The organism is Bacillus sp. PPSBB_11, from assembly GCF_038023285.1.
Lineage (GTDB): Bacteria > Bacillota > Bacilli > Bacillales > Bacillaceae > Bacillus > Bacillus altitudinis.
The window spans coordinates 2457619-2480045 of record NZ_CP150633.1 but is presented as its reverse complement, the minus strand read 5'-3'; the positions used below and the strand labels follow the sequence as shown (position 1 = coordinate 2480045).

Here is a 22427-nt window from a genome sequence, read left to right as displayed (position 1 = left end):
GTTCATTCGTAAAAAAAATTAGTAATTTAAGTTGAGCATAATCATTAAGACCAACATGAGGATGGTTGATGTCACAATTGGGATAAGTGGTACATTGAACGGTATGTTGTATGTTGGGTTTAAGATTTTTTGGATTCTTAAATTCAATGCTCGATCTCCAAAGGACACGGCAAATTTCGTTTGTTTTTGAAACTGGGTTCTATTTTTAATGAGTTTCAAAAGGGCTTGCCCTACTCCTAGCTCAGTCCCTGTCTGTTGAATGGCATAGTCATCTGCAATGACCTCACGAAAAACGGAGTAACTTTGTCTCATATGCTTTAACACAGGAATGTACCAAATCACTTTTGTGAGCATAGAGAAAGCGAAAGTCTTTAAAGGATCGTAGCTGTATTTGTGATGTAATTCGTGATAGACAACAGCATCGATTTCCCCTTCATCCAGCATGTCTATAAGCGCTGTTGAGAGATACACTTTTGGCCGAAGCATCCCCATTGCGAAAGCAAGCGGTTCATGGCAATGAAACACAATGATCTCATTTCTATAATTGTCTGATAGACTTTGCGTTGAATGTTGATCGACTGCCATCATCATATTTCTTTTGAAATGAAGATACTTTCTGACCTGCTTCGTCATATAGAAAACGGCAAAACCAAGCGTATACAAGACGAACGCATCCAGAAAATACTTTAAAGGAGTGAATCCATAAAATTCGAGAACAGATTGACATACATGGATCAGGTTATATGCTTGATTCCAGCCAAAAAAGCTTGAGAGTACATAATAGCCCATCTGGTAAAAGATCACTAAGCCAATCAATATACCGCCTAAAAACAGCAGACTCGACTTCATTTTAATCATGTCGTTTCTCCTCTTTTTTGGATGCAAGCCTTGCTTCGAGTACCTTCAGTAATTCAGGATCAGCACTTTCAATTGCGTCCACCATATGATTGACTGCAAGGGGGCCGAAATCATCCATCAGTCCTTGAGTAATCCATTTCGTTTGCTCATTTAGAAATTCTTCTTTTGTTAAAACAGGGTTATAGATAGATGAACGCCCTTTTGTTTTCTTTTCCACAATTCCTTTTTCGGTTAATCGATTGAGTACCGTCATGACCGTGTTGAAATTAATTGGCTTCTCATCTGACAGCTTCTGCTGTACCTCTTTAATCGGCATATCCTCACCTTGATAAAGGATCTCCATAATCCTTCCTTCTAAAGGACCGAAAAAGCGGTTCAATCCCTTTTCGTTATATTTAAAAGAAGGAATTTTCATGTCATCACCTCACACTAAGCATTGTAGTGTAATTGAAAATGATAGTCAACTGATAACAAAAATAGGGGAAAATCGTTGTATATTGTATTTGTTTTTGACAAAAATTATATGTCATTTATATCAAAAACAATTTTTTCTAACAGAGTTAACCATAAGATAATCTTATGAAAATACTAAAAAAATTCGTATTTTATTTATAGAGACTTTTGTATTATAGTGAAGATAACAACATTTCACTTACTGAACAAATATACAGGAAGAAGGTTTATACGTGATGAAGCAAGGAAACAGCCTTCGAACCGATCTCATTTTGATTGCGGTAAGCGGTTTAGGTGGATTCCTTTTGTCTCTAACAGGGATGTCTATCGGCTGGATGATTGGCACATTAATGACAGCTGCATTTATTGCCCTGCGCCGTCCCGCCCTGTTTCAGCGTAAAGGAAAGAATACCTTACGTATTCACAGCAGATGGCTACTCCTTGGTCAATTCATTCTCGGAATCGAACTAGGACAAAAAATGAACATGAAAGTCCTTCACATTTTCGCTGAAAATTGGCTTCCCGTGAGTTTCATGCTCGTCTTTTCTATTTTATTAGCCATGCTCTCCGGGTTTGTCTTATGGAAGCTGAGTAAAACAGATATGCTGACTAGCTTTGTCGGCACTGCCCCCGGCGGTCTTTCCGCTATGCCGGGCATCGCCCAAGAGGTTGGAGCAAATACAGCTGTAGTGAGTCTCGTACAAACGATACGTGTGTTAATGGTCGTACTGACCATTCCATTTACGGTATTTTATTTAAATACAAAAAGCCAATCAGATGCGGTAGTCGCCCAAGGCAGCGCCTTCTCATCAGGCGTTTTCACAATATCAAACATATCTTGGACTGCTGCACTCATTTTAGGGGCATGGCTGATGTCACGCCTAGCCGTGCGTCTTCACTTTCCCGCCCCTTGGCTGATCGGCAGTATGTTAGGTGTAGCGGCTCTCCAAGTAGGGGCAGGCGCCTTGACAGGTCATGATTTGATTCCTTACTGGCCAGCCCAAGCGAACATTGCGTCACAGGTATTTCTAGGGGCAACCATCGGGTCAAAAATGAATAAACAAATGTTTGTCGGGTTAAAAAATACCTTGATTGTGGCCGCCGTCAGCTCAGCCGGATTGATTGCTGCGACCGTTCTCAGTTCAATTGCCATTGCAGAAATAACAGGTATTTCTGTCATTACAGCCATTCTTGCTTTTTCGCCTGGCGGTATTGCAGAAATGGCCACAACAGCTGTTACACTTCATGAGGATTCCACCTTTGTTGTGGCTGTACAAGTCGTTAGAATTATTTTGGTCATCGCCATGCTGCCACCGTTTTTTCGTTTCTTACATCATGTCTGGGCAAAAAGACAGACTGATTATAAAACCGCTAAATAAAAAGAGCCGCTTTGCATAAGCAGAGCGGCTGTCAGATTGTCTGACAACGGGCTAAAATGATGTTGATTTTAGCCCGTTGTCTTCTTTTCAGCGTGATAGAAAACCTTTGAAGTCTAGGAAGGTCGAGCACCAGAGCGGAGCGAATTTGACATTCGTGAGCACTGGAGAGCAGACATGACAACGAATGCGAGGGTTTGTCTACACGCTGAGCCGCTTTGCATAAGCAGAGCGGCTCTTTTTTATTCATCATGATTCCTTTTTACACCGACTACTTGATCCTTTGAGATCGTTCCAAAATGCCGGCTGTCAAAGCTATGTATTCGATTATCTCCGATCACGAAGTAATGATTGTTTTGTATGTTCTGACGACCGGTGATGGCTTTCAGCTGAAAATCACCTGTTAGGACGTTGCCCATTTTATGTTTTTTCTGCTCTTTTAAATACGGCTCTTTCCACTTTACACCATCAACAAACAGTTGATCATCTTCATATTTGATTGTTTCTCCTGGAAGTCCAATGACCCGTTTGATCAAGATTTGATTTTTAGGGCCATGAAATAATACATAGTCAAACCGGCTAATTTTCGTGAGTTTTGGCGAGAACTTGTTAATTAATAATTCTGTTCCATCTGTAAATGTCGGGTCCATACTAACCCCTTCTACTTTGTACGTGACAAACATGAAATTCTTTACTTGGAACAACAAGACGATGCATGTAATAATCATGAACCATAGCAATGGCTTCTTTTTCATTAAGAGCCTCCTTTGTCCTCACGCTGACTCATCCGAATATTCAACCTATTTTCTACTCTCTTTCCAACATACCATAATAAAGCAATGACTAGAACCGCAAAAATACTTCTTAACGGATTCTTTACTAAAGCTGAAATGTCATAGCCGATAAAACTAATAATAAAGAGCATGACACACTTCCCTGATAAAGCAGCTAATGAGAACTGCCAGACGCTGATTCTTGATAGACCTGCTACGACATTAACGGCAGCAGACGGTGTAAAAGGAAAGCAGAGTAAAATAAACAACGGACCAAATCCCCGCTTTTCAACCCAAAGCATTAGCTTTTGAATAGAAGGGTGTCTGCTAATAAAGTTCAACATCCTCATCTGTCCAAATTTTCTGATCAGTAAAAAGACAAGGATAGACCCTGCACTTGCACCAATCCAGGTCAATAAAAAGCCTTCCCATAGCCCAAAAGCATTTGCATTGGCCACCGCAAATGCCACGAGAGGTAAAAACGGTAGAAATGCTTCTATTAAAGGGAGTAATATAGCCACAATGGGTCCAAAAGCCTTGTAGCTTTCAAAAAATGATGTGATATTTTCATGAGTAAATATAGAAAGAAATAATGGCAACTTGTTTGACTCCTTCAAGGTTTGTCTATCTTTCATTTTACATGGAAAACATAAAAATATACAAATGAATCCCTCTCAGCCCCCCCTTGAGATTTTTTAACTCATCCGATATAATAAATAAGAACAAATGTTCTATAAATAAAGAAAGCAGGCATGGACATGACGAGATTATCAAGCGTACAGCTTCAGATGATGGAACAGGCCATCTTTCTTCCAATGGTCATCTCCATCCTCAATCGTGATTTGACGTACCTTAAAAAACATCAAACATTCAAACTAAATGAACCATATATTCAGCTAGTCACCTCTTCATTAAAAGAAGCACAAAAAGCCCTTTATCAACTGAAACAACAGTTACGTAAAGAAAAAATGAACGTACAGCAAATTGAACACGATGAAGGATTTACGACATATTTATTTCTGATCAATGGCTATGAAGAAAAGCATAAATATTTTAATCCCCGTATACGTCATCGTGTAGAGGAAATGCTCACCCATTATTTTCTCCATTCAGGAAAATGATATGGTTATATTTTACATTTATAGAAGGAACTCTTCACTTTTTGGCGAATTGATTATTATACCAAAAATTAGGAGGTTCCAACTCATGTTCAAAAAAATAACAGCACTTACCTTAGCAGCAGGATTACTTGTGCCAAGCACAGTGTCAGCATTAGAACCACTGCAAACAGGAAAACAAGCCCCAGCAGCATCTGCACAAATAACAAGTGTAGCCTATACAACGGTTTCTATCGTTGGAAAACGAGTGAAGTTTGAAGTGAAAGCACTCGAAAATCCTTTTAACATGAATTACTATAATCGAATTGCTTGGACGAGTACGGACGAAGAGCCAAGTGTATTCAATGACAATATTCTATCGGTCATTGTCGCTAAAAAAACCGGACAGGCTTATCAAGTCTCTTCATACGAAGCGCTCACTTCGGTAAAGGACAAGATTGAATCAGGTCAAAAGGTGTATGGCTGGGCGCTTGCTTTAAATGGTGTGTGGTACCCAACGATGCCTGCAACCCTCTATTATTAAAAAAAGCCTGCCACAGTGGCAGGCTCTTTCTCCATTATGATAATTCGAGCTGTTTTCTCAGCTCTTGTCTCACTTCTTCTAATCCTGGTCCATCTAACTCAAAGTAATACACATTCCCAGGCTGGTAATCGTGCCCTTTTAACTGGATGGTATCCACTGATTTTAATGAACTCAGTAAAGGGAATAGACCGATCAACTGTTTCATGGATAAATTGGTGGAGACGTTATCTCCAAGTGTATCAATGATGTTGTCATAAGACGGTATGGACGAAATGGATTTGGATTTTTCAAAGATGGCTTGAAGTGCTTCCATTTGGCGCTTTCCGCGCATGAGATCACTATCTGCCTTTCTCGTTCTCACAAACGCTAATGCTTCTTCACCACTGAGCGTATGCGTGCCTGTTTCCACATGAACTTTTCCTTTTGAATCCTTTTCCATTTGTTTTGCAATGCCTTCATCTTCAATCGTTACGTCAATTCCATTTAGCTCATCGACAATGTCTTGAAACGCCTTAAAGTTTCCTGCAATCACATAGTCTACCGGGATGTTTAACAAATTCTCTACCGTTTTGACTGATAAATCTGCACTCCCAAACGCATGGGCGTGAGCAATTTTATCATATCCTCTCCCCGGTATATCAACATAAGAATCACGAGGAATACTTAGGAGCTTGATCGTTTTGTCTGTTCGATTCACCGTCGCCAGTAAGACCGCATCACTTCTTGCTTCGTCTACCGTTTCACCTGGACGGCTGTCAATCCCTAAGAGCAGCACCGAAAAGCTATCCTTTCCTGGATCAAAAGCTTTCACACGCTTTTGCGAGGTCTCTCCTCTTTCTAAAGATACTTGCGCTTTATTCGACGCTTTTGAAATTTTATAGTATGCATATCCTGTGACAGATACTGCCATGATCATGACAAATGCCATGATAAACAGCACGACTTTCACCCAAGGTCTTAGCCTTCTTTTTGATCTTGTTTTCTCCTTCATCCTTTCCGAACCCTCACTCTATCTTAGTCTCACAATGTAGGTTCCACTATAACATATTTTGATGAAAGTTTCCTGCATGCAACATATTTTTATGTATCCACAATAAAAAGCTACTCAAAATGAGCAGCTTTTCATCCATTACTTTTGTTCAATTCCTTTTTTCACTTCATCAATCATCGCATTCAATGATTCAAGGCCACCGCCTGCTAAATACCACATGTCAGAGTTTAGATACACCACATGATTGTTTTTAACCGCTTTGACTGATTTCACATAATCATTTTCCACAAGCTGTTTCGCAGACGTTTCTTCTCCAATTGCCGCGCCGCGATCCACGACAAATAAGTAATCTGGATTCGTTTTGACCATATATTCATACGAAATGCTTTGTCCATGTTTATCAGATGGCTCTAGCTTTTGATCTGCTGGTGTGATGCCAAATACATCATGGATCAGACCATATCTTGACTTAGGACCAAATGCCGTCATTTTGCTGTCGTTCGCCATGATGACGAGTCCATTTTTCTTTAACTCTTTTGCTTGTTTCTTTAATGCAGCCACTTTTTGATCAATGGCAGAAAGTTCTTTTTTGACTTGGTCTTCCTTATCAAAAATCTTCCCTAACGTTTCAGCATTCTTTTTAAATGATTCCATATAGTTTGCGTTATCTACATCCATATAAATCGTCGGAGCAATTTTAGAAAATTCATCAAATGCATCTGCTTGACGGTGCTGAATAATGATCAAGTCAGGCTTGATTTCTGCAATTTTCTCAAAGTTTGGTTCTTTTAACCCGCCGACATTTTCATATTTGTCACTTTCATATTTAGATAAATAGTGAGGAATCACTTGTTTTGGTAAGGCTGTCACGTTGACACCAAGCTTATCAAGTGTATCGAGACTTCCCATATCAAAGACGACGACTTTTTTCGGATTTTTCTTGACCTTCACACCGTCTTTATTCAACATATCCTTTACTGTTACGGTTTCCTCATTCGTTCCCGCTGTTTTTCCTTGGTTACCACAGGCAGCAAGGACAGCAATCGCTGTTAATACTGTTATCATCCAAATCCATTTTTTCATGATTGATCACCTCTTCATTTTTTCAAGAAAAATATAAGCAAATACGCTCACCACGAATGACTTCGATCGGTATGCGCATGTCATAAATGTGTTCAAGTGCTTCTGTTTGAATCACTTCATCAACGCTTCCTTCTTTGACCACCTGACCCTCTTTTAAGGCGACGATGTGATCTGAATAGACAGATGCAAAGTTAATATCATGGAGAACAACAACAATCGTTTTTCCAAGATCTTTCACGAGCTGCTGAAACAGCTTCATCATTTCAACTGAATGGTTCATATCTAAATTATTTAAAGGCTCATCTAAGAAAATATAATCCGTATCCTGAGCCAGCACCATGGCAATAAAGGCTCTCTGCCTTTGTCCGCCGCTTAGTTCATCTAAATATTGATGCTGGATTTCGACGAGTCTCATGTATTGAAGCGACACATCAATCATGTTCTCATCTTCTTTTGTCAAGCGGCCTTGAGAGTAAGGAAAGCGGCCAAAGCTGACAAGCTCACGAACGGTCAGACGCACACTCATGTGGTTCGACTGCTTCAAGATGCTCATTTTTTTCGCAAGCTCCTGAGGAGAGTAGGCACGATAAGGTTTGTCCTCTAAACAAGCTTCCCCAGTATCAGGTTGAATCAGGCGGCTCATGATGGACAAAAGCGTACTTTTGCCTGCGCCATTTGGACCAATGAGAGAGGTCAGCTGTCCTTTTTTTACACTGACAGTTGTTTCGTGAAGCACTGTTTTTCCGTTATATGTCTTACTGACTCCCTTCATCACGACCATGAACGACTCTCCTTTAAAAGTAGATAAATAAAATACAGTCCGCCGACTAAATCAATCAGCACACTAAGCGGTGTTTGAAACGTAAAAACCTTTTCCACAAGAAATTCCCCGCCAACAAGCGCAATGACACTAATGAAAAACGAGCCTAATAGCAAGTACGTGTGCCGATATGTACGAAACAGCTCTCTTGCCACATTTACGACGAGTAAGCCAAGAAACGTAATCGGGCCGACGAGCGCCGTCGCAATAGAAACAAGGACAGCAATGACGATCAGCATCTTTTTTGTGATCCTGTCATAGTCAATCCCGAGATTCACAGCCTGTTCCTTTCCTAACGACATGACATCTAATTTCGCGCGGAAGGTCCATATATAAAGACAAAGTGCCGCAAATAAAAGAGAAGCGAAGAGTAAAATATCTGTGTTGATGTGATTAAAGCTGGCAAAGGACTTGTCCTGTACGACTTGGTATTCATTCGGGTCAATGAGCATTTCCATAAAGGAAGAAAGACTTTTGAACAATGTTCCAAACACAATCCCGACAAGCAGGAGTAAGAAAATATGCTTGTTTTTGCGCTTGAACATCACCGTATAGAGCAGCACAGAAAACAGAATCATTAATCCAACGCAGAGAAAGAAATTCAGGTTCTTATTCGCGATCATCAAATTGGTCGATCCAAAAAGATAAATAATCGCCGTTTGCAAAAACAAGTAAAGCGCGTCTAACCCTAAAATGCTTGGCGTTAAGATTCGGTTATTGGTCAATGTTTGAAACACAACAGAGGAAAAGGCAATCGCGCCTCCTGTCAAAGTCATGGCAAGCACCTTTTTTAAACGGCTCGGCACTGTGTACTCCCAGTACCCCATTTGAAAGGTGACGAAGATGACAACGAATACGGCTGCAATGGCTGCAATGAGAAATAATGTTCGTTTCTTATGCATAGCGCTTCCTCCTTAATAACATGTACAGGAAGATCGCACTTCCAATGATGCCGACCATAAGCCCGACAGATATTTCATATGGATAAATGATCACCCGTCCGAGTACGTCACATATGAGCACAAAAATGGCCCCTAATAAAGCCGTATGCGGCAGGCTCTTTTTCAAGTGATCCCCTCGGTAGATCGATACAATATTCGGAATGATTAAGCCAAGGAATGGCAGCATGCCAACAGTCAAAATCGTTACAGAAGTAATCATCGAAACAATCACCAAACCAACTGCCATGACACGTTTATACGTTAAACCTAAATTGACGGCAAAGCTCTCACCCATACCAGCCACTGTAAAGCGGTCAGCATATAAATACGCGATGATCAATAGAGGAACACTCACATAGAGCAGTTCATAACGCCCCTGAACAATAAGAGAAAAATCCCCTTGCAGCCATGCGGATACGTTTTGGATCAAATCATATTTATAGGCTATAAACGTGGAAATTGAACTAACAATTCCGCCAAACATTAAGCCGACTAACGGTACGTAGATCGTATCGTTCACCTTAATATGGCGTAGAATTTTTAAGAATAATAGATTGCCAGCTAACGTAAATAAAAACGCAATCGCCATTTTCATCAGCGGGCTTGCTTGTGTAAAAACAAGCATAGCGGTTAAAATACCCAGCTTGGCCCAATCCATTGTTCCTGCAGTCGTTGGAGAGACAAATTTATTTCTCGTCATGCTTTGCATGATAAAACCGCATAAGCTCAGGCTCATGCCAGCAAGCACAATACTCATCAGCCGCGGGATGCGACTTGAAAATAAGGTGTTCATTTGTTCATCTGATAGATGAAACAACTGTAAAAGAGACAGGTCCTGTACTCCGACAAACAGCGACGCACATGCCAAACACACAAACAACAAACTTAATTGGTACAACTTCATACAGGGTTCACACTTTCTATCAAGCTCTCTGCCACAAATGATTATCATTATCAATTAAGCGGCAGTTCATATATTATCATATTTAGTGAAATATTCAATAGTAGAATGAGAAAGGGTCAAAACAGCAAAAAAACAGCTTTCAGGATCAGCTGCTTTTTTACGCTTCAATATTCAATTGAAACTGCCCTTGCAGTTCCTCTTCAGCCTCTTGAAATAAATGCCGCAAATTCTCTGCATAATCACCAAGCGCGTCTTTGCTTGCTTGATAATGAATCCATGTAAGCTCTACAGGCAAGCTCACTTCTCCTGTTAAACAGTCCCAAAGGGCATCAAGATTTTTGCCGTAATGATCAGGAAGTTGTAACACTGTTTTTAGTTGATCATGAAGCTCCTCTTGTGATCTGCACATCGCACCATTTAGCTGTACTTTTTTCATTTCCCTCCCCCTCTTCTGTCTTTATTTTAAACGAATTGGAGAGGAAAGAGAAAGAATCCATTTCACTTTTGCCTCTCTCTGAAACTTAAACTAAACAAGATCAGACAGGCAGCCAGCACGAGCATGAAAAAGAGCGTTAACACTGTCTGAGTACCGTACATATCAGCAAAGAGACCAACGAACACACTTGGTATGCCAAGACCTAGATACGCAAACAAGTAATATCCAGCAACAGCTCTAGCCGCTTCCTTCTTCCCTTTCTCAACAATCAGCTGGAGACCACCTAAGTAAGTAAATCCATAGCAAGCTGTGCCCGCTAAAAGAGTTCCAGCAAGGACAAGGAAAATGGACCCGCTATTAGCACCGAATAACAGCAGGCCATATCCACACGGAAGACAAATAAAACCGATACGAAGCGCTGCACTGCTATTCATCTTTCGGACAAAAGGCTGCATCAGAACACCTGCCATATTAATAAAAAACAGCGCCGGGCCTACCCACAATTCATAGCCATTTAATTTAAGCTGTGCTGGCAAAATCGAAATGACAAGACCGCACACAGACCATGCGATAGCAATGGCTATGTTCGCAGGCATTGTCCCTTTTGGAAACCTCGGCATGTTCATGAGCGGTTTACTTGCATCCCCTTGTACAGGCGGCACCAAAAAGAATACAGCAACAATCGTCAACATAATCAAGACCAACACAATCCAATAGCTAAGAGGCGTCAGTGACACTTGCTCAAAAGAAAGAATCGCTGTAAAAAGAGCACCTCCACCAAATCCAATTGAACTGCATAATGCGATAAACGTTGGGATCCAGCCCGATTTCTCTGGATATAAAGCAATCAAGTAGGCAGTACATGTGCCAACACTTAACCCAAGTCCCACTCCTTGCAGCAGCCGGGCGACAAAGAGCATTTGTATGGTCGGATGCACGATCATGAGCAGGGTGGCACATAATGAAAAACAAAGTGCGATCAATAAAATCGGTTTTCGTCCTGCCCGGTCAGACATGCCGCCAAGTAACAGTAATACTGGAATCAGTCCGAAAACATATGCAGCAAACACAAGGGCTGTTGACGCCTTTCCGTATCCTGCCTGCTCTGCATATTCCGTATAAAGAGGGACTTGCAGGTTCACTGCTGTTGTAATCATAAAAAGGCTAAATAAAACGAACACAAACGGAATCATGGATAGCTGTGCTGTTTCTTCTTTTGATGCAGGAATCATGGGACTCTCTCCTCTGTGTAAATGATATGAACCAGTGTACACATCATTTGGATTTCTTCCCACATCCAAAAATGAAGCTATTGACCAGTCCATAATTCCATGTCATCATCAATGATGACATGACAAAGGAAAGAAGGTGCACTGTGTACATTCATTTAGACCGTTCCAGCTCTACCCCGCTCTGGCAGCAAATCGTCAATGGCATCATTCAAAAAATTCATACAAACACACTGAATCCTGATGATCAGTTGACTCCGACAAGAGTATTAGCACAAGAGCTCAACGTATCTCGATCCACCGTACAGCTTGCCTATGATGAACTGCTGGCAAGAGGCTATGTCAGCACCTCTAGAAGAGGCGGGACAAAGGTCATTTCAAGTAATCACTATGCTGCTTCTCCCCCACATCAAAACGAACCGCCTTTTGCACTTCCGACAAGACCTCACTTTGACGAGGCTGAAAAACAAATGGATCACTGGCTCTCGGCCAATCAATTTCATGACACACTTGAGATTGATTTCCGTCATCAAGAACCAGCCATCGATGACCATTTTCAAAACATATGGAAACGCTCTCTTCTAAAAGCATTACAGCGCTTAAATATGAAAGATTGGGGCTATTCTTCTCCGCATGGATTATGGGAAGTGCGTTCTGAAATTCGCCAATACTTATCGGTTGAACGCGGCATTGATATAGAAGAAGACCAAATGGTGTTAACAGGGGGCACACAGCAAGCCATTGACTTAATTTCACAAGTCATGCTCAAAAAAGGAGATACAGTCGCTGTTGAAGATCCTGGTTTTCCTGGAGCTAGGTTGTCCTTTTTACATCGCGAAATGACTATTTACCCCGCACCAGTCGATGAAGAAGGAATGATGGTGAATACATTGCCAGAACGTACAAAGCTGATCGCTGTAACGCCCTCTCATCAGCGGCCAACCGGTGTCTGTATGAGCGTCAATAGAAGACGGGAGCTGTTGCAGTTTGCTGCGAAGGCTCAATCTTACATATTAGAAGATGATTTTGATGGGGATTATCGTTATCATGGCGGACCGCTTCCTTCTTTATTTTCAGAAGCACCCGATCATGTGATCTATATTGTCAGTTTTTCCAAGGTGCTTGCACCAGGCATCCGCCTTGCTGCCATCATCGGCTCCAAAGCAGTCATCAAAGAAATCGCTGCACTGCAATCACTTATTCAAAGACAGCTGCCGATCATGGAGCAAATCACTCTTGCCTCTTTTTTCAGAGAAGGCGAGTTTACGCGATATGTCAGGCGGATGAGACAGGTGTATAAAAAACGGCAGGCAGCGATGATGGATGCTCTTTTGACACATCACTTTGACAAACACTTCCGTTTATATGGAACTGATACAGGCCTTCACGTCTTTTTGGAAGGAACATCAGACTTTGATGAACAAGGTACGATTGAGGCCGCAAAAGCGGCAGGTGTCGGCATTTATCCATTAAGCCCCTATTGTTATGAAAGCAAAAGGAAAGGGTTGCTGCTTGGTTTTGCCTGTACGGATGAAGCCATGATTCAAGAAGGTGTACGCCGATTAAAGCAAACCCTGCACATCTAAAAAAGCCTGGAAGTCTCTCTTCCAGGCTTTTCATTGTGATTGCTGAACGTTTCCTACTTCTTCAATGAAAGAGGCTGTCTCTTGCAATCCATCTTGAAAATGTTGAGTGGCTGACATAAACAGCTTTTCTTGATCAGGACGCTTTAACAGCTGCTCTACCTTGCTAACTCCTTTTTCAAATGAAGCAAGACCTGTCTTTAATTGTTTGTCTGCCTTTTGATACACAGCTGGCACTTCTTGATGAGTAAGCCCTTTTTGAATGACACGGTCGAATGCTTTCGTCGCTTTTGTCAATTTTTCATTTACTTGAATTTTTCCATGTCCATCCGAAATAAATTGATCGGTCATGTTTTCATATGCTTCATTTAACTCATCCATATAACGCTGAACCCATTGTTCATACGCAGCTTCTTTTGTGTTTTGTTTTGAAGGCGGCTGACCTGCTTGATTGCAGGCCGTGAGTAGTGTCACTGTCACGGTAAATAGCAGCATCAAATGCCATCGTTTTTTCATACAGGGCCCCCATTTCTCTTTCCCATTTGTTCATATCGGTCAAATATGATCAACTTTTACCTCATACGAACACCTTGTAAGAAATGACTTATTTTTATTGTAACAGACCGCATGTATCACTTCTGTGATTTATGCGGAAATGAATGAAAATCCTTCTAATGGTTCACATTTCCCTGCCATTTCATGATGATACAGTCAATAGACGACGAGAAAGGCACATTTGGTTTCAATCTAATTCATCTTCGCCATTTTTTCTCCAATAAAAAAGACCCCTTTCGGCGCCTTTTATGATCCTACCCATTTATTGCAGCTTTCCTTTACAAGCAATCTCCAGCTCTTCTACCACTTCGCCATCTTGAATGAGGTATGCTTTTTCATGAAGATTCACAGCAGGACAGATGTGATTCGGAATCATTTGCACCTTCTCACCGATCTGTACACTTTGACGAAAGCCTTCATGATAGATAATGGCATGCTCGTCAAATACGCTTGAAACAAATACATCATCATATTCTTTCACTTTGCCTAAGCCCTCTGTTTTGGTCAGCCCTTTTGTACGTGTTTGTGCCGTCAGCCCCTTGGCCCCTACATCTGTAATCACCCGGCGCTCTGTCGGTTTACTAATGACCGTTGTCAGCACAGATGCTGCACAATGTGAATATGTGCCGATTACATTGGACTGGGAAGCGTCCATCAAGATGTATGTGCCTGGCCGTATTTCTGTGACTCCTTTTGGAATATCAAATTGAAATAAAAATGGCGGTGTTGATCCAATACTGACGACCTCTAGCGGCATACCAGCTTCTTCTGCAATCTGCGCAAAACGGAGCGTTCGATTTACAGCCTCCTTGTATAATGTCCGGCAATGTGCTTTACTTTCCGCTTGATACGTATGACCATCATGAGAAAAAATCCCCTTTAAATGAACGGCATCACTTGTTTGAATCGCCTCTAATATGTGGCAGAAATCATGTTCTTCAATGACACCAGACCTTCCCTCTCCAACCTCTATCTCAATTAAAACCTCCGCTTTTTTCTCTGATTCACAAAAGACTTGCTCAATCTGCTTCACATGCTCAACACAATCTATACCGAATGAAATCTGTATCAACTCTGCCAGTTTACGAATCCGCTTGAGTTTAATCTCACCTACAATTTGATTGGCGATAAAAATATCCTTGAGCCCATGGGCTGCCATTACTTCAGCCTCTCCTACTTTCGCCACCGTAATGCCAGATGCACCTTTCTCTTCCTGCAGCTTGGCAAGTGCAGGCGTTTTATGAGTTTTCGTATGAGGGCGCAATTTGACATGCTGACGGTCTGCGTATTGCTGCATCGCCACTACATTCTCCATCATCACCCTTTTATCAATGAGTAGTGCCGGCGTATCCAGTTCTTCATACATCATCCCCATGACCCCTTTCGTTATATAAAAAATTATATGATATAGATAAATTATATATTTTTTTATACGATAATCAATGGTTTTTTCTGCAAAAAAGTGATGACGATGAGTAAGCAGTCCAGCGGCTGTCTGCCGCTGGTCTCTCACTAATAACGATTACGAAGTTCTCTTAAGATAAAATCATACACAAGGTTGAGCTGCTGTTCCTTTGGATACAGCATAAATTCTTGTTTCTTAGGAAGACCTCCATCAAGTCGATCTTGAAATTTCGTTCGGAGATACGCTGTTCGGTGTACCTGACTCTCAAATGACTTATATGAGACATCTAATTTGACCGATTGCTCATTTGTAAAAGTAACAACCGTGTCTCCGAGGGATGATTCCTGAAAGATATGAATGTATTTGTGGGAGATCCATCCGCATTGAGGGCGGTTGGATGAATAGGTTGGGAAGAAATACAGATGATTGGATGAGTCAATCACGATGGGAGGCTTGTGGGAAATACCTGTTACTTCATATGTTCCCGCTTTTCTGCCTGCATAGCTTGAGCCAAAGAACCTGCAACTGCGTTCTATAATTTGCAGCGGCTTTAATTCAACGTAAAAGCTTGTCTCTCTTTCGATCACTTTTGAATATACTCGTTTTCCTTCTTCAACCGGAAGGACCGCCATTGTTGTTTGATTAATGACGTATGAATCTAATGGTGTTTCACTAATTCCTGACACTTCATTTCCTCCTGTGTTAATTTTTGGTTATTTTAGATACTATTAATCTATCACCAACGTATAAGAAACGACAGGATTTTTTCAATATTTATTTAAAATTATCTTTTTATCATGTTTTTTAGTACATTCGATCTATCTAAAAGCCATTTTTAAAGATATATCGCATCTTGTCGACTGGACAAGTGGTGTCGATATGGCTCAAAAATAAATTGTCTAAAAATTATAAATTCTTGTTGATTTTTTCTCCGCCAATCCATATACTATAAAAAAGGCATCGGGGGGATTCTTTATGAAAGAGAAAAAAACGTATGCTGAGCTCATGAAGTCCCGCAACACCCAAAAAACCGAAGAGAATGGCGTTACTATTTTAGACATTTATATTCAAATGGTTTTAGATGAGGCGCTTTATAAACAGCGCTTAACCTTCCTTAGAGAAGAGATTGACAAGGCGCTAGATCAGCGTGATGAAAAGCGTTTTAATGACCTGTCAGCTCAATATGCAGAACATTGCTTACATCAATCATGATGATTTTACTTGCGGCAGAGAGACAGAAACTTGTCTCTTTACCGCAAGTTTTTTGTTTTTATCCATTTAATATGGTTCCGCCATTCACATGAATCATTTGTCCATTCATATAAGAAGAGTCTTCGCTCGCTAAAAATAAATAACTCGGTGCTAACTCTACTGGCTCACCAGGCCGCTCCATTGGGACATCACCACCAAATTCAGACACTTCCTTTTCCGTAAATGTGGATGGAATCAGCGGTGTCCAAATCGGTCCAGGCGCTACCCCATTTACCCGAATCCCTTGTTTGATAAGAGATAGAGATAATGATCTTGTAAACGTTACAACCGCCCCTTTTGTCGATGCATAATCAATTAAGGTTTCATGACCTTTATAAGCAGTGACCGATGCTGTATTAATAATACTGCTTCCTTTTTTTAAATGAGGGAGCACCGCTTTTGTTAAATAGAACATGGCAAATATATTCGTTTGAAATGTCCGAAGAAGCTGGTGAGAGGTAATCTGTTCAATGCTTTTTTGCGGATGCTGTTCACCTGCATTGTTGACCAAAATATCAATCGAACCGAAAGCATCTTTTGTTTGTTTGACGACCTCGTGTGAAAAAGCTTCATCGCCTAGATCGCCTGCTATTAAGATAACGCGACCTCCCATTTTTTCAATATAGTCCTTCGTTTCTTCCGCATCACGATGTTCATTCAAATAAACAATCGCTACATTGGCTCCTTCTTTCGCAAATAAGACAGATACTGCTCTTCCAATCCCGCTGTCTCCACCTGTGACAATCGCCGTTTTCCCTGTCAGCTTTTTGCCTTGCACCTCTCGATCAAAGATAGGTCTAGGGTTCATTTTATATTCAAGTCCTGGACGTTCGTTCTGATGCTGAGGCGGTAACGTTTTCTTTGGCTGCTTTGTTGACACGTCAGACCACTCCTTCCTTTTTATCTCGTTTATTTTTATGTGTTGCTCATTTTTTTATGTATTTCGCTCTTGTTTTCATTAAAATGTATGATTTTCAGCATCGTGGAAAAATTATACACAACAAGTGACTGGAGGCGACAACATGGAACAAGAACATAAAGGATCGGAACAAGCAAAGTCATTATGGCTAGCTGATAGTGAGAAGCCCTCTTTTCCTACTGTCAGCGAAGATCTTACAGCAGATGTCATCATTGTCGGTGCTGGTATTACCGGTATCGCTACTGCATTTGAAATGACAGAACGCGGACTGGATGTCATCATCATAGATGCTGATCAAGTATTGCAAGGAACCACCGGACATACAACAGCGAAAATTACCTCCCAGCATGATGTGTACTATCATGATCTGATTCAACATATTGGTATGCCGAAAGCCCGTTTATATGTAAAAGCAAATGAAAAAGCTAAGGAACTCATCCAAGCACGTGTGAAAGAGTATGACATTGATTGTCATCTTGAGGTAAAAGATGCTTATCTTTATACAACAGAAGAAAACGGCGTCAAAAAGTTAAAGAAGGAATTAGATGCGTACAAACAGCTCGGTATCGATCGCGAATGGAAAACAGCGCTCCCGTTTGATGCTGGCATCAAGGCAGCCCTCGCCATGACGCAGCAGGCACAATTTCATCCTCTTCATTATCTTCATGCACTGATCGATCAGCTCATTGACAGAGGCGTGCGCATATTTGAACAGACAACGGCAGTCGATGTAAAAGAAGGAAAACACCCTGCTGTCATCACAAAAAGTGGCCATCATCTGATGGGGCGCTCTATCATTTCATGCTCACACTTTCCTTTTTACGATGGCAAAGGACTGTATTTCACGCGAATCCATCCTGAGCAATCTTATGTCGTCGCAGCCAAAACAAAAAAACCGCTTCCTGACGGCATGTACTTAGGAATTGATCAGCCTGCCCATTCATTAAGAACGGCGAAATTCCATGGAGAAGATGTCGTGCTCATCGGTGGACAAGGCCATAAAACCGGACAAGGCGGAGATGAATCCGCACACTATGAAGCACTAGAAAAGTTTGGTGAAGCCACCCTTGGTATAACGGAAGTCCTTTACCGCTGGTCCACGCACGATATGGTCACAATGGATCAAATCCCTTACATTGGCCGCCTGACATCGCATCATTCGAATATTTTTGTGGCAACAGGCTTTAGAAAATGGGGCATGACCACAAGCCACGTAGCAGCGACACTGATCGGAGATTTGATCGAAGGAAAATCGAATCCTTACGAATCCATCTTTACTCCATCAAGACTCGTATCAGACGCATTCGTAAAAGACTTTATCAAAGAAAACACCAATGTTGCAGCAAAGCTGATCAGCGGTAAATTAAAGCGAGCTGATCAAACAATTGATGATTTAAAACCGGGTGAAGGCGGCATTGTATCTTATGAGCACAAAAAATGTGGCGCTTTTAAGTCAGAGGACGGCGATCTCTTTCTTGTCGATACAACCTGTACTCACTTAGGCTGCGAAGTCGCGTGGAATAATAGTGACCGCACGTGGGACTGTCCTTGTCACGGGTCTCGTTTCTCCATTACGGGAGAAGTAGTAGAAGGTCCGGCGAAAAAACCACTAAAAAGGTCATATAAAGAACAGTAAAATTTCACTGTTTCCCCTTTAAAAAATCCAATATTATCCGATAAAAAACATAAAGTCTGATATTTTTGATGATCATGGGGGGACAAACACATTGTTATTTAAAAAAGAGAGTAAAAAGAAAAACACTGCTTTTTTCACACAGCAGGATGATGGGATAAAACGAATCAATTTTCCGGAGAATACGGACATTGCCAAACAAATTAAAATGATTGATTTGACGCAGCAAGACCTTTTTATCTTGAAACAGCTGAATCCAATCGTTCAAGATGAAATTGAACATATCGTCGATAAATTTTATAAAAACCTAGAAGTCGAGTCTTCCTTGATGCACATCATTCAAGATAACAGCTCAGTCGAGCGTTTAAAGAAAACACTACGCATTCATATTAGTGAAATGTTTGCCGGTGTGATTGACGAATCTTATGTGGCCAAAAGAATTAAAATTGCACAAGTTCATTTAAGAATTGGACTTCAACCTAAATGGTATATGGCAGCCTTCCAAGACCTATTGCTATCCATTATGGATTTATTTGCCCAGCATATCCAAGATTTCAAAGAATATCAGACGGCAGTGAAAGCGACGACGAAAATTTTAAATCTAGAGCAGCAGCTTGTCCTAGATACGTTCCAAAATGAATACTCTAAAGTTCGTGATGAAGCAGAACTACAGCAAAAAGAGCTTCATACAAAAATTACAGAAACATCTAATTCACTTGCTTCTCTCTTCTCAAACACAACAAATGCAGTGGACAAACTTGTATCAAAATCTGATGAGATGGCGGATATGTCACAGGCTGGCACAAAGATCTCAGCACAAGTTGAAGAGAAATCAATTGGCGGTAAAAAAGAGTTAGAAATTCAGCAGACGCAAATGAACCAAATTGACGGCAGTATGACAAAGATTGAAACAGAAATTAAACGCTTAGAAGAAATTGCGAAACAAATTGAACAAATTTTTGGGATCGTCACAGGTATTGCGGAGCAAACGAATTTACTATCTTTAAACGCTTCAATCGAATCAGCTCGAGCAGGTGAACATGGCAAAGGCTTTGCTGTCGTTGCAAATGAGGTTCGCAAATTATCAGAGGATACAAAGAAAACGGTTTCAACTGTATCTGAGCTCGTCAACAACACAAATTCACAAATCGCCATTGTGTCACAGCATATTGCTGATGTGAATTTACTTGTGACAGACAGTAAAGAAAAAATGACCCAAATCAACTCGCTATTCGATGATATCGTCAGCAGCATGAACTTAAGCAAAAACCAAAACGGAAAAATTGAAATAGATTTGCAAACATTCCTAAACGAATTGAAAGAAGTCAAACAAACAGTGTCCCAAGTGGCAAGTTCGGTCGAGTCTTTAACGAGTCTGACAAATCACTGATCCAGTCATTCTTCTTCTGTTTTAGTATAATAGAGGAAAAGATAGAAAAGGCGGGATTTGATTGACAGCAATTTGCCTAGTCAGACACGGAGAAACCGATTGGAATGCAGCAAAACGAATTCAAGGACGAACAGATATCCCTTTAAATGACACTGGTAAATGGCAAGCGGAACAAACCGGTCTTTACTTAAAAAATGCCCACTGGGATGTTGTCATTTCCAGTCCGCTATCAAGGGCAAAAGAAACAGCTCATTTGATTTTACAGCATGTACATGCACCGCTCGTGATCATGGACGATTTTATTGAACGTGACTATGGCGACGCTGAAGGCATGTCATTTGAGGAACGTCAGAAACTGTTTCCAAATAAACAGTATCCAAATATGGAACCACTATCGGCACTTCAAGATCGAATGCTAGAAGGTATTGAAAAAGTGAGAGCAACCTACCCAGATCAACGGGTACTAATCGTAGCACACGGTGCTGCCATCCATGCCTTACTCACCTCACTAGCTGACAAACATATGGGTATTAAGGATACAAGACTTGAGAATGCCTGCTTAAATTATGTGGAATGGACAGATGGTGAATGGAAGGTGAACGATTACAACGTGGTCAGCCATTTAACACAATCTGCCCCTTCTTAAAGAACCTGTTTTCATAACAGGTTCTTTTTCATGTCAAAAATAATGATAAAATAATATTTTTTTATATCGAAATTCGAAATAGATGATAGCCTTTTCTACCTATTTTATGGCATTTCGGGTATCGAATGTTTATCCTCAAATGGATCATGAGAAAAAAAGCACGATTCCTTTTTAATAGAAAACCGTTGGAAATACAGAATAAACATATTTTACCATCATTTCCAAGCGACTTAATTCCCTATTTTTCGCTAGGACTTCCACAAAAATTCGGGTCTACTCTTATTTGCCTATCTCTATTAAACTGAAAATACAGAATAATCAAACGGATCATTCTAATAGACTACGGATGATTATTCTGAAATAAGAAAAAGGGATGTGGAATGTGCGTGAAAAAGAAAAATGTGATGACAAGTGTTTTATTGGCTGTCCCTCTTCTGTTTTCAGCAGGGTTTGGAGGCTCGATGGCAAATGCCGAGACTGCCTCAAAGTCAGAAAGTGAAAAAAGCTATATCGTTGGCTTTAAAGCTTCTGCCACCACAAACAGCTCTAAGAAACAAGCAGTGACACAAAATGGTGGGAAATTAGAAAAACAATACCGCCTCATTAATGCTGCACAAGTGAAGATGTCTGAACAAGCCGCAAAAAAACTTGAACACGACCCTAGCATTGCTTATGTAGAAGAAGACCACAAAGCAGAAGCATATGCACAAACCGTCCCTTATGGTATCCCTCAAATCAAAGCTCCAGCCGTACACGCTCAAGGTTATAAAGGTGCTAACGTCAAAGTAGCTGTCCTTGATACTGGAATCCACGCCGCACACCCTGACTTAAATGTTGCAGGCGGTGCTAGCTTCGTCCCTTCAGAGCCAAATGCCACACAAGACTTTCAATCACACGGAACTCACGTAGCCGGAACCATTGCTGCCCTTGATAACACGATTGGTGTTCTTGGGGTTGCGCCAAGCGCCTCCTTGTATGCCGTTAAAGTGTTAGATCGTTATGGCGATGGACAATACAGCTGGATTATCAGCGGTATTGAATGGGCTGTTGCCAATAACATGGATGTCATCAATATGAGCTTAGGCGGACCAAACGGCTCCACAGCGCTTAAAAATGCTGTAGACACAGCGAATAATCGCGGAGTAGTTGTCGTTGCCGCAGCAGGGAATTCAGGTTCAACTGGCTCTACTAGCACCGTTGGCTATCCTGCTAAATACGACTCAACCATTGCTGTTGCCAACGTGAACAGCAACAATGTCAGAAACTCATCTTCTAGCGCAGGTCCTGAATTAGATGTTTCTGCACCTGGTACATCGATTTTAAGTACAGTACCAAGCAGTGGATATACATCTTATACGGGAACATCGATGGCATCTCCTCATGTAGCAGGAGCAGCAGCGCTTATCCTTTCTAAGTATCCGAATCTATCGACTTCTCAGGTTCGTCAGCGCTTAGAAAATACGGCAACACCGCTTGGTAATTCGTTCTATTATGGAAAAGGATTAATTAACGTTCAAGCAGCTTCTAACTAAAATAAGTG

General features: G+C 41.1%; 24 protein-coding genes. 9 read left to right on the top strand and 15 right to left on the bottom strand.

The features are described from left to right. Positions 1-18: 18 nt before the first annotated feature. A complete protein-coding gene (locus tag V7L95_RS12130) occupies positions 19-858 on the bottom strand; it encodes a M56 family metallopeptidase (protein ID WP_025207106.1) in 840 nt (279 codons plus the stop codon). Next, positions 851-1273 (bottom strand): BlaI/MecI/CopY family transcriptional regulator, encoded by a 423-nt coding sequence (locus V7L95_RS12125; RefSeq protein WP_007499135.1) that lies wholly within the window; start codon positions 1271-1273, stop codon positions 851-853. The genes V7L95_RS12130 and V7L95_RS12125 overlap by 8 nt, the downstream gene beginning before the upstream one ends. A 274-nt stretch (positions 1274-1547) precedes the next feature. On the opposite strand from V7L95_RS12125, the gene V7L95_RS12120 reads away from it, so the two are divergent. Then, positions 1548-2690 (top strand): AbrB family transcriptional regulator, encoded by a 1143-nt coding sequence (locus V7L95_RS12120; RefSeq protein WP_340969034.1) that lies wholly within the window; start codon positions 1548-1550, stop codon positions 2688-2690. A gap of 239 nt (positions 2691-2929) precedes the next feature. On the opposite strand, the gene lepB is transcribed toward V7L95_RS12120, so the two are convergent. Beyond that, entirely contained in the window at positions 2930-3442 is a 513-nt protein-coding gene (lepB, locus tag V7L95_RS12115) for a signal peptidase I (protein WP_007499139.1), read from the bottom strand. Then, entirely contained in the window at positions 3442-4059 is a 618-nt protein-coding gene (locus V7L95_RS12110) for a TVP38/TMEM64 family protein (protein ID WP_081298145.1), read from the bottom strand. The genes lepB and V7L95_RS12110 overlap by 1 nt, the downstream gene beginning before the upstream one ends. A 159-nt stretch (positions 4060-4218) precedes the next feature. On the opposite strand from V7L95_RS12110, the gene V7L95_RS12105 reads away from it, so the two are divergent. Beyond that, positions 4219-4581 carry a hypothetical protein gene (locus tag V7L95_RS12105; RefSeq protein WP_017360224.1) on the top strand — a complete coding sequence of 121 codons (363 nt, stop codon included), beginning with the start codon at positions 4219-4221 and terminating at the stop codon, positions 4579-4581. Positions 4582-4666: 85 nt separating this feature from the next. Then, positions 4667-5101: a hypothetical protein gene (locus V7L95_RS12100; RefSeq protein ID WP_017360225.1), complete on the top strand. Its 435-nt coding sequence runs from the start codon at positions 4667-4669 to the stop codon at positions 5099-5101. A 34-nt stretch (positions 5102-5135) separates the two neighbouring features. On the opposite strand, the gene V7L95_RS12095 is transcribed toward V7L95_RS12100, so the two are convergent. From V7L95_RS12095 to V7L95_RS12065, 7 genes are all read right to left on the bottom strand, one after another. Beyond that, complete coding sequence (locus tag V7L95_RS12095) at positions 5136-6092, bottom strand: LCP family protein (RefSeq protein WP_007499147.1); 957 nt, start codon at positions 6090-6092, stop codon at positions 5136-5138. A gap of 138 nt (positions 6093-6230) precedes the next feature. Further along, positions 6231-7175: a siderophore ABC transporter substrate-binding protein gene (locus V7L95_RS12090; protein ID WP_073415940.1), complete on the bottom strand. Its 945-nt coding sequence runs from the start codon at positions 7173-7175 to the stop codon at positions 6231-6233. 22 nt (positions 7176-7197) lie between these two features. Further along, the gene (locus V7L95_RS12085) at positions 7198-7956 is read right to left on the bottom strand and encodes an ATP-binding cassette domain-containing protein (protein ID WP_081114757.1); all 759 of its coding nucleotides are present in this window, start codon (positions 7954-7956) and stop codon (positions 7198-7200) included. Then, on the bottom strand, positions 7947-8897 hold the full coding sequence (locus V7L95_RS12080) for an iron chelate uptake ABC transporter family permease subunit (protein WP_025207102.1): 951 nt from the start codon (positions 8895-8897) through the stop codon (positions 7947-7949). The genes V7L95_RS12085 and V7L95_RS12080 overlap by 10 nt, the downstream gene beginning before the upstream one ends. After that, a complete protein-coding gene (locus V7L95_RS12075; protein ID WP_017366964.1) occupies positions 8890-9840 on the bottom strand; it encodes an ABC transporter permease in 951 nt (316 codons plus the stop codon). Before V7L95_RS12075 ends, V7L95_RS12080 begins: the two co-directional genes overlap by 8 nt. 157 nt (positions 9841-9997) lie before the next feature. Then, positions 9998-10276: a barstar family protein gene (locus V7L95_RS12070; RefSeq protein ID WP_079919111.1), complete on the bottom strand. Its 279-nt coding sequence runs from the start codon at positions 10274-10276 to the stop codon at positions 9998-10000. 62 nt (positions 10277-10338) lie between these two features. Then, on the bottom strand, positions 10339-11508 hold the full coding sequence (locus tag V7L95_RS12065; RefSeq protein ID WP_017360232.1) for an MFS transporter: 1170 nt from the start codon (positions 11506-11508) through the stop codon (positions 10339-10341). Between the two features lie 143 nt (positions 11509-11651). On the opposite strand from V7L95_RS12065, the gene V7L95_RS12060 reads away from it, so the two are divergent. After that, positions 11652-13091, top strand: coding sequence for a PLP-dependent aminotransferase family protein (locus V7L95_RS12060; protein ID WP_025207099.1), 1440 nt, complete (start codon positions 11652-11654; stop codon positions 13089-13091). A 30-nt stretch (positions 13092-13121) separates the two neighbouring features. Here V7L95_RS12060 and V7L95_RS12055 read toward each other — a convergent pair whose 3' ends face one another. The 3 genes from V7L95_RS12055 to V7L95_RS12045 form a co-directional block, all read right to left on the bottom strand. Next, the gene (locus V7L95_RS12055) at positions 13122-13604 is read right to left on the bottom strand and encodes a hypothetical protein (protein WP_135226753.1); all 483 of its coding nucleotides are present in this window, start codon (positions 13602-13604) and stop codon (positions 13122-13124) included. Between the two features lie 301 nt (positions 13605-13905). After that, positions 13906-15012, bottom strand: a complete 1107-nt coding sequence (locus V7L95_RS12050; protein WP_079919114.1) for an alanine racemase — start codon at positions 15010-15012, stop codon at positions 13906-13908. Positions 15013-15155: 143 nt separating this feature from the next. After that, positions 15156-15734: a competence protein ComK gene (locus tag V7L95_RS12045; RefSeq protein ID WP_017366958.1), complete on the bottom strand. Its 579-nt coding sequence runs from the start codon at positions 15732-15734 to the stop codon at positions 15156-15158. A gap of 289 nt (positions 15735-16023) precedes the next feature. Here V7L95_RS12045 and V7L95_RS12040 point away from each other — a divergent pair, with 289 nt between their 5' ends. Further along, complete coding sequence (locus tag V7L95_RS12040; RefSeq protein ID WP_008348804.1) at positions 16024-16260, top strand: IDEAL domain-containing protein; 237 nt, start codon at positions 16024-16026, stop codon at positions 16258-16260. A gap of 58 nt (positions 16261-16318) precedes the next feature. On the opposite strand, the gene V7L95_RS12035 is transcribed toward V7L95_RS12040, so the two are convergent. Continuing rightward, positions 16319-17179 (bottom strand): SDR family oxidoreductase, encoded by an 861-nt coding sequence (locus V7L95_RS12035; RefSeq protein WP_008348806.1) that lies wholly within the window; start codon positions 17177-17179, stop codon positions 16319-16321. A gap of 142 nt (positions 17180-17321) precedes the next feature. Between V7L95_RS12035 and V7L95_RS12030 the strand changes: the two genes are divergently transcribed. The 4 genes from V7L95_RS12030 (at position 17322) to V7L95_RS12015 (ending at position 22419) form a co-directional block, all read left to right on the top strand. After that, positions 17322-18854 carry an FAD-dependent oxidoreductase gene (locus V7L95_RS12030; RefSeq protein ID WP_340966522.1) on the top strand — a complete coding sequence of 511 codons (1533 nt, stop codon included), beginning with the start codon at positions 17322-17324 and terminating at the stop codon, positions 18852-18854. Positions 18855-18945: 91 nt separating this feature from the next. Further along, positions 18946-20241: a globin-coupled sensor protein gene (locus tag V7L95_RS12025; protein ID WP_007497200.1), complete on the top strand. Its 1296-nt coding sequence runs from the start codon at positions 18946-18948 to the stop codon at positions 20239-20241. A 61-nt stretch (positions 20242-20302) separates the two neighbouring features. After that, a complete protein-coding gene (locus tag V7L95_RS12020) occupies positions 20303-20887 on the top strand; it encodes a histidine phosphatase family protein (protein WP_008348812.1) in 585 nt (194 codons plus the stop codon). Positions 20888-21273: 386 nt separating this feature from the next. Beyond that, a complete protein-coding gene (locus V7L95_RS12015; RefSeq protein WP_008348814.1) occupies positions 21274-22419 on the top strand; it encodes a S8 family peptidase in 1146 nt (381 codons plus the stop codon). The last annotated feature ends 8 nt before the right edge of the window (positions 22420-22427 follow it).

Excerpts from the sequence above, each read along its gene's own strand:
- V7L95_RS12130 (WP_025207106.1), bottom strand. The coding sequence starts at position 858 with ATGATTAAAATGAAGTCGAGTCTGCTGTTTTTAGGCGGTATATTGATT.
- V7L95_RS12125 (WP_007499135.1), bottom strand. The coding sequence starts at position 1,273 with ATGAAAATTCCTTCTTTTAAATATAACGAAAAGGGATTGAACCGCTTT.
- V7L95_RS12120 (WP_340969034.1), top strand. The coding sequence starts at position 1,548 with ATGAAGCAAGGAAACAGCCTTCGAACCGATCTCATTTTGATTGCGGTA.
- lepB (WP_007499139.1), bottom strand. The coding sequence starts at position 3,442 with ATGAAAAAGAAGCCATTGCTATGGTTCATGATTATTACATGCATCGTC.
- V7L95_RS12105 (WP_017360224.1), top strand. The coding sequence starts at position 4,219 with ATGACGAGATTATCAAGCGTACAGCTTCAGATGATGGAACAGGCCATC.
- V7L95_RS12100 (WP_017360225.1), top strand. The coding sequence starts at position 4,667 with ATGTTCAAAAAAATAACAGCACTTACCTTAGCAGCAGGATTACTTGTG.
- V7L95_RS12095 (WP_007499147.1), bottom strand. The coding sequence starts at position 6,092 with ATGAAGGAGAAAACAAGATCAAAAAGAAGGCTAAGACCTTGGGTGAAA.
- V7L95_RS12090 (WP_073415940.1), bottom strand. The coding sequence starts at position 7,175 with ATGAAAAAATGGATTTGGATGATAACAGTATTAACAGCGATTGCTGTC.
- V7L95_RS12085 (WP_081114757.1), bottom strand. The coding sequence starts at position 7,956 with ATGGTCGTGATGAAGGGAGTCAGTAAGACATATAACGGAAAAACAGTG.
- V7L95_RS12080 (WP_025207102.1), bottom strand. The coding sequence starts at position 8,897 with ATGCATAAGAAACGAACATTATTTCTCATTGCAGCCATTGCAGCCGTA.
- V7L95_RS12075 (WP_017366964.1), bottom strand. The coding sequence starts at position 9,840 with ATGAAGTTGTACCAATTAAGTTTGTTGTTTGTGTGTTTGGCATGTGCG.
- V7L95_RS12070 (WP_079919111.1), bottom strand. The coding sequence starts at position 10,276 with ATGAAAAAAGTACAGCTAAATGGTGCGATGTGCAGATCACAAGAGGAG.
- V7L95_RS12065 (WP_017360232.1), bottom strand. The coding sequence starts at position 11,508 with ATGATTCCTGCATCAAAAGAAGAAACAGCACAGCTATCCATGATTCCG.
- V7L95_RS12055 (WP_135226753.1), bottom strand. The coding sequence starts at position 13,604 with ATGAAAAAACGATGGCATTTGATGCTGCTATTTACCGTGACAGTGACA.
- V7L95_RS12050 (WP_079919114.1), bottom strand. The coding sequence starts at position 15,012 with ATGATGTATGAAGAACTGGATACGCCGGCACTACTCATTGATAAAAGG.
- V7L95_RS12040 (WP_008348804.1), top strand. The coding sequence starts at position 16,024 with ATGAAAGAGAAAAAAACGTATGCTGAGCTCATGAAGTCCCGCAACACC.
- V7L95_RS12030 (WP_340966522.1), top strand. The coding sequence starts at position 17,322 with ATGGAACAAGAACATAAAGGATCGGAACAAGCAAAGTCATTATGGCTA.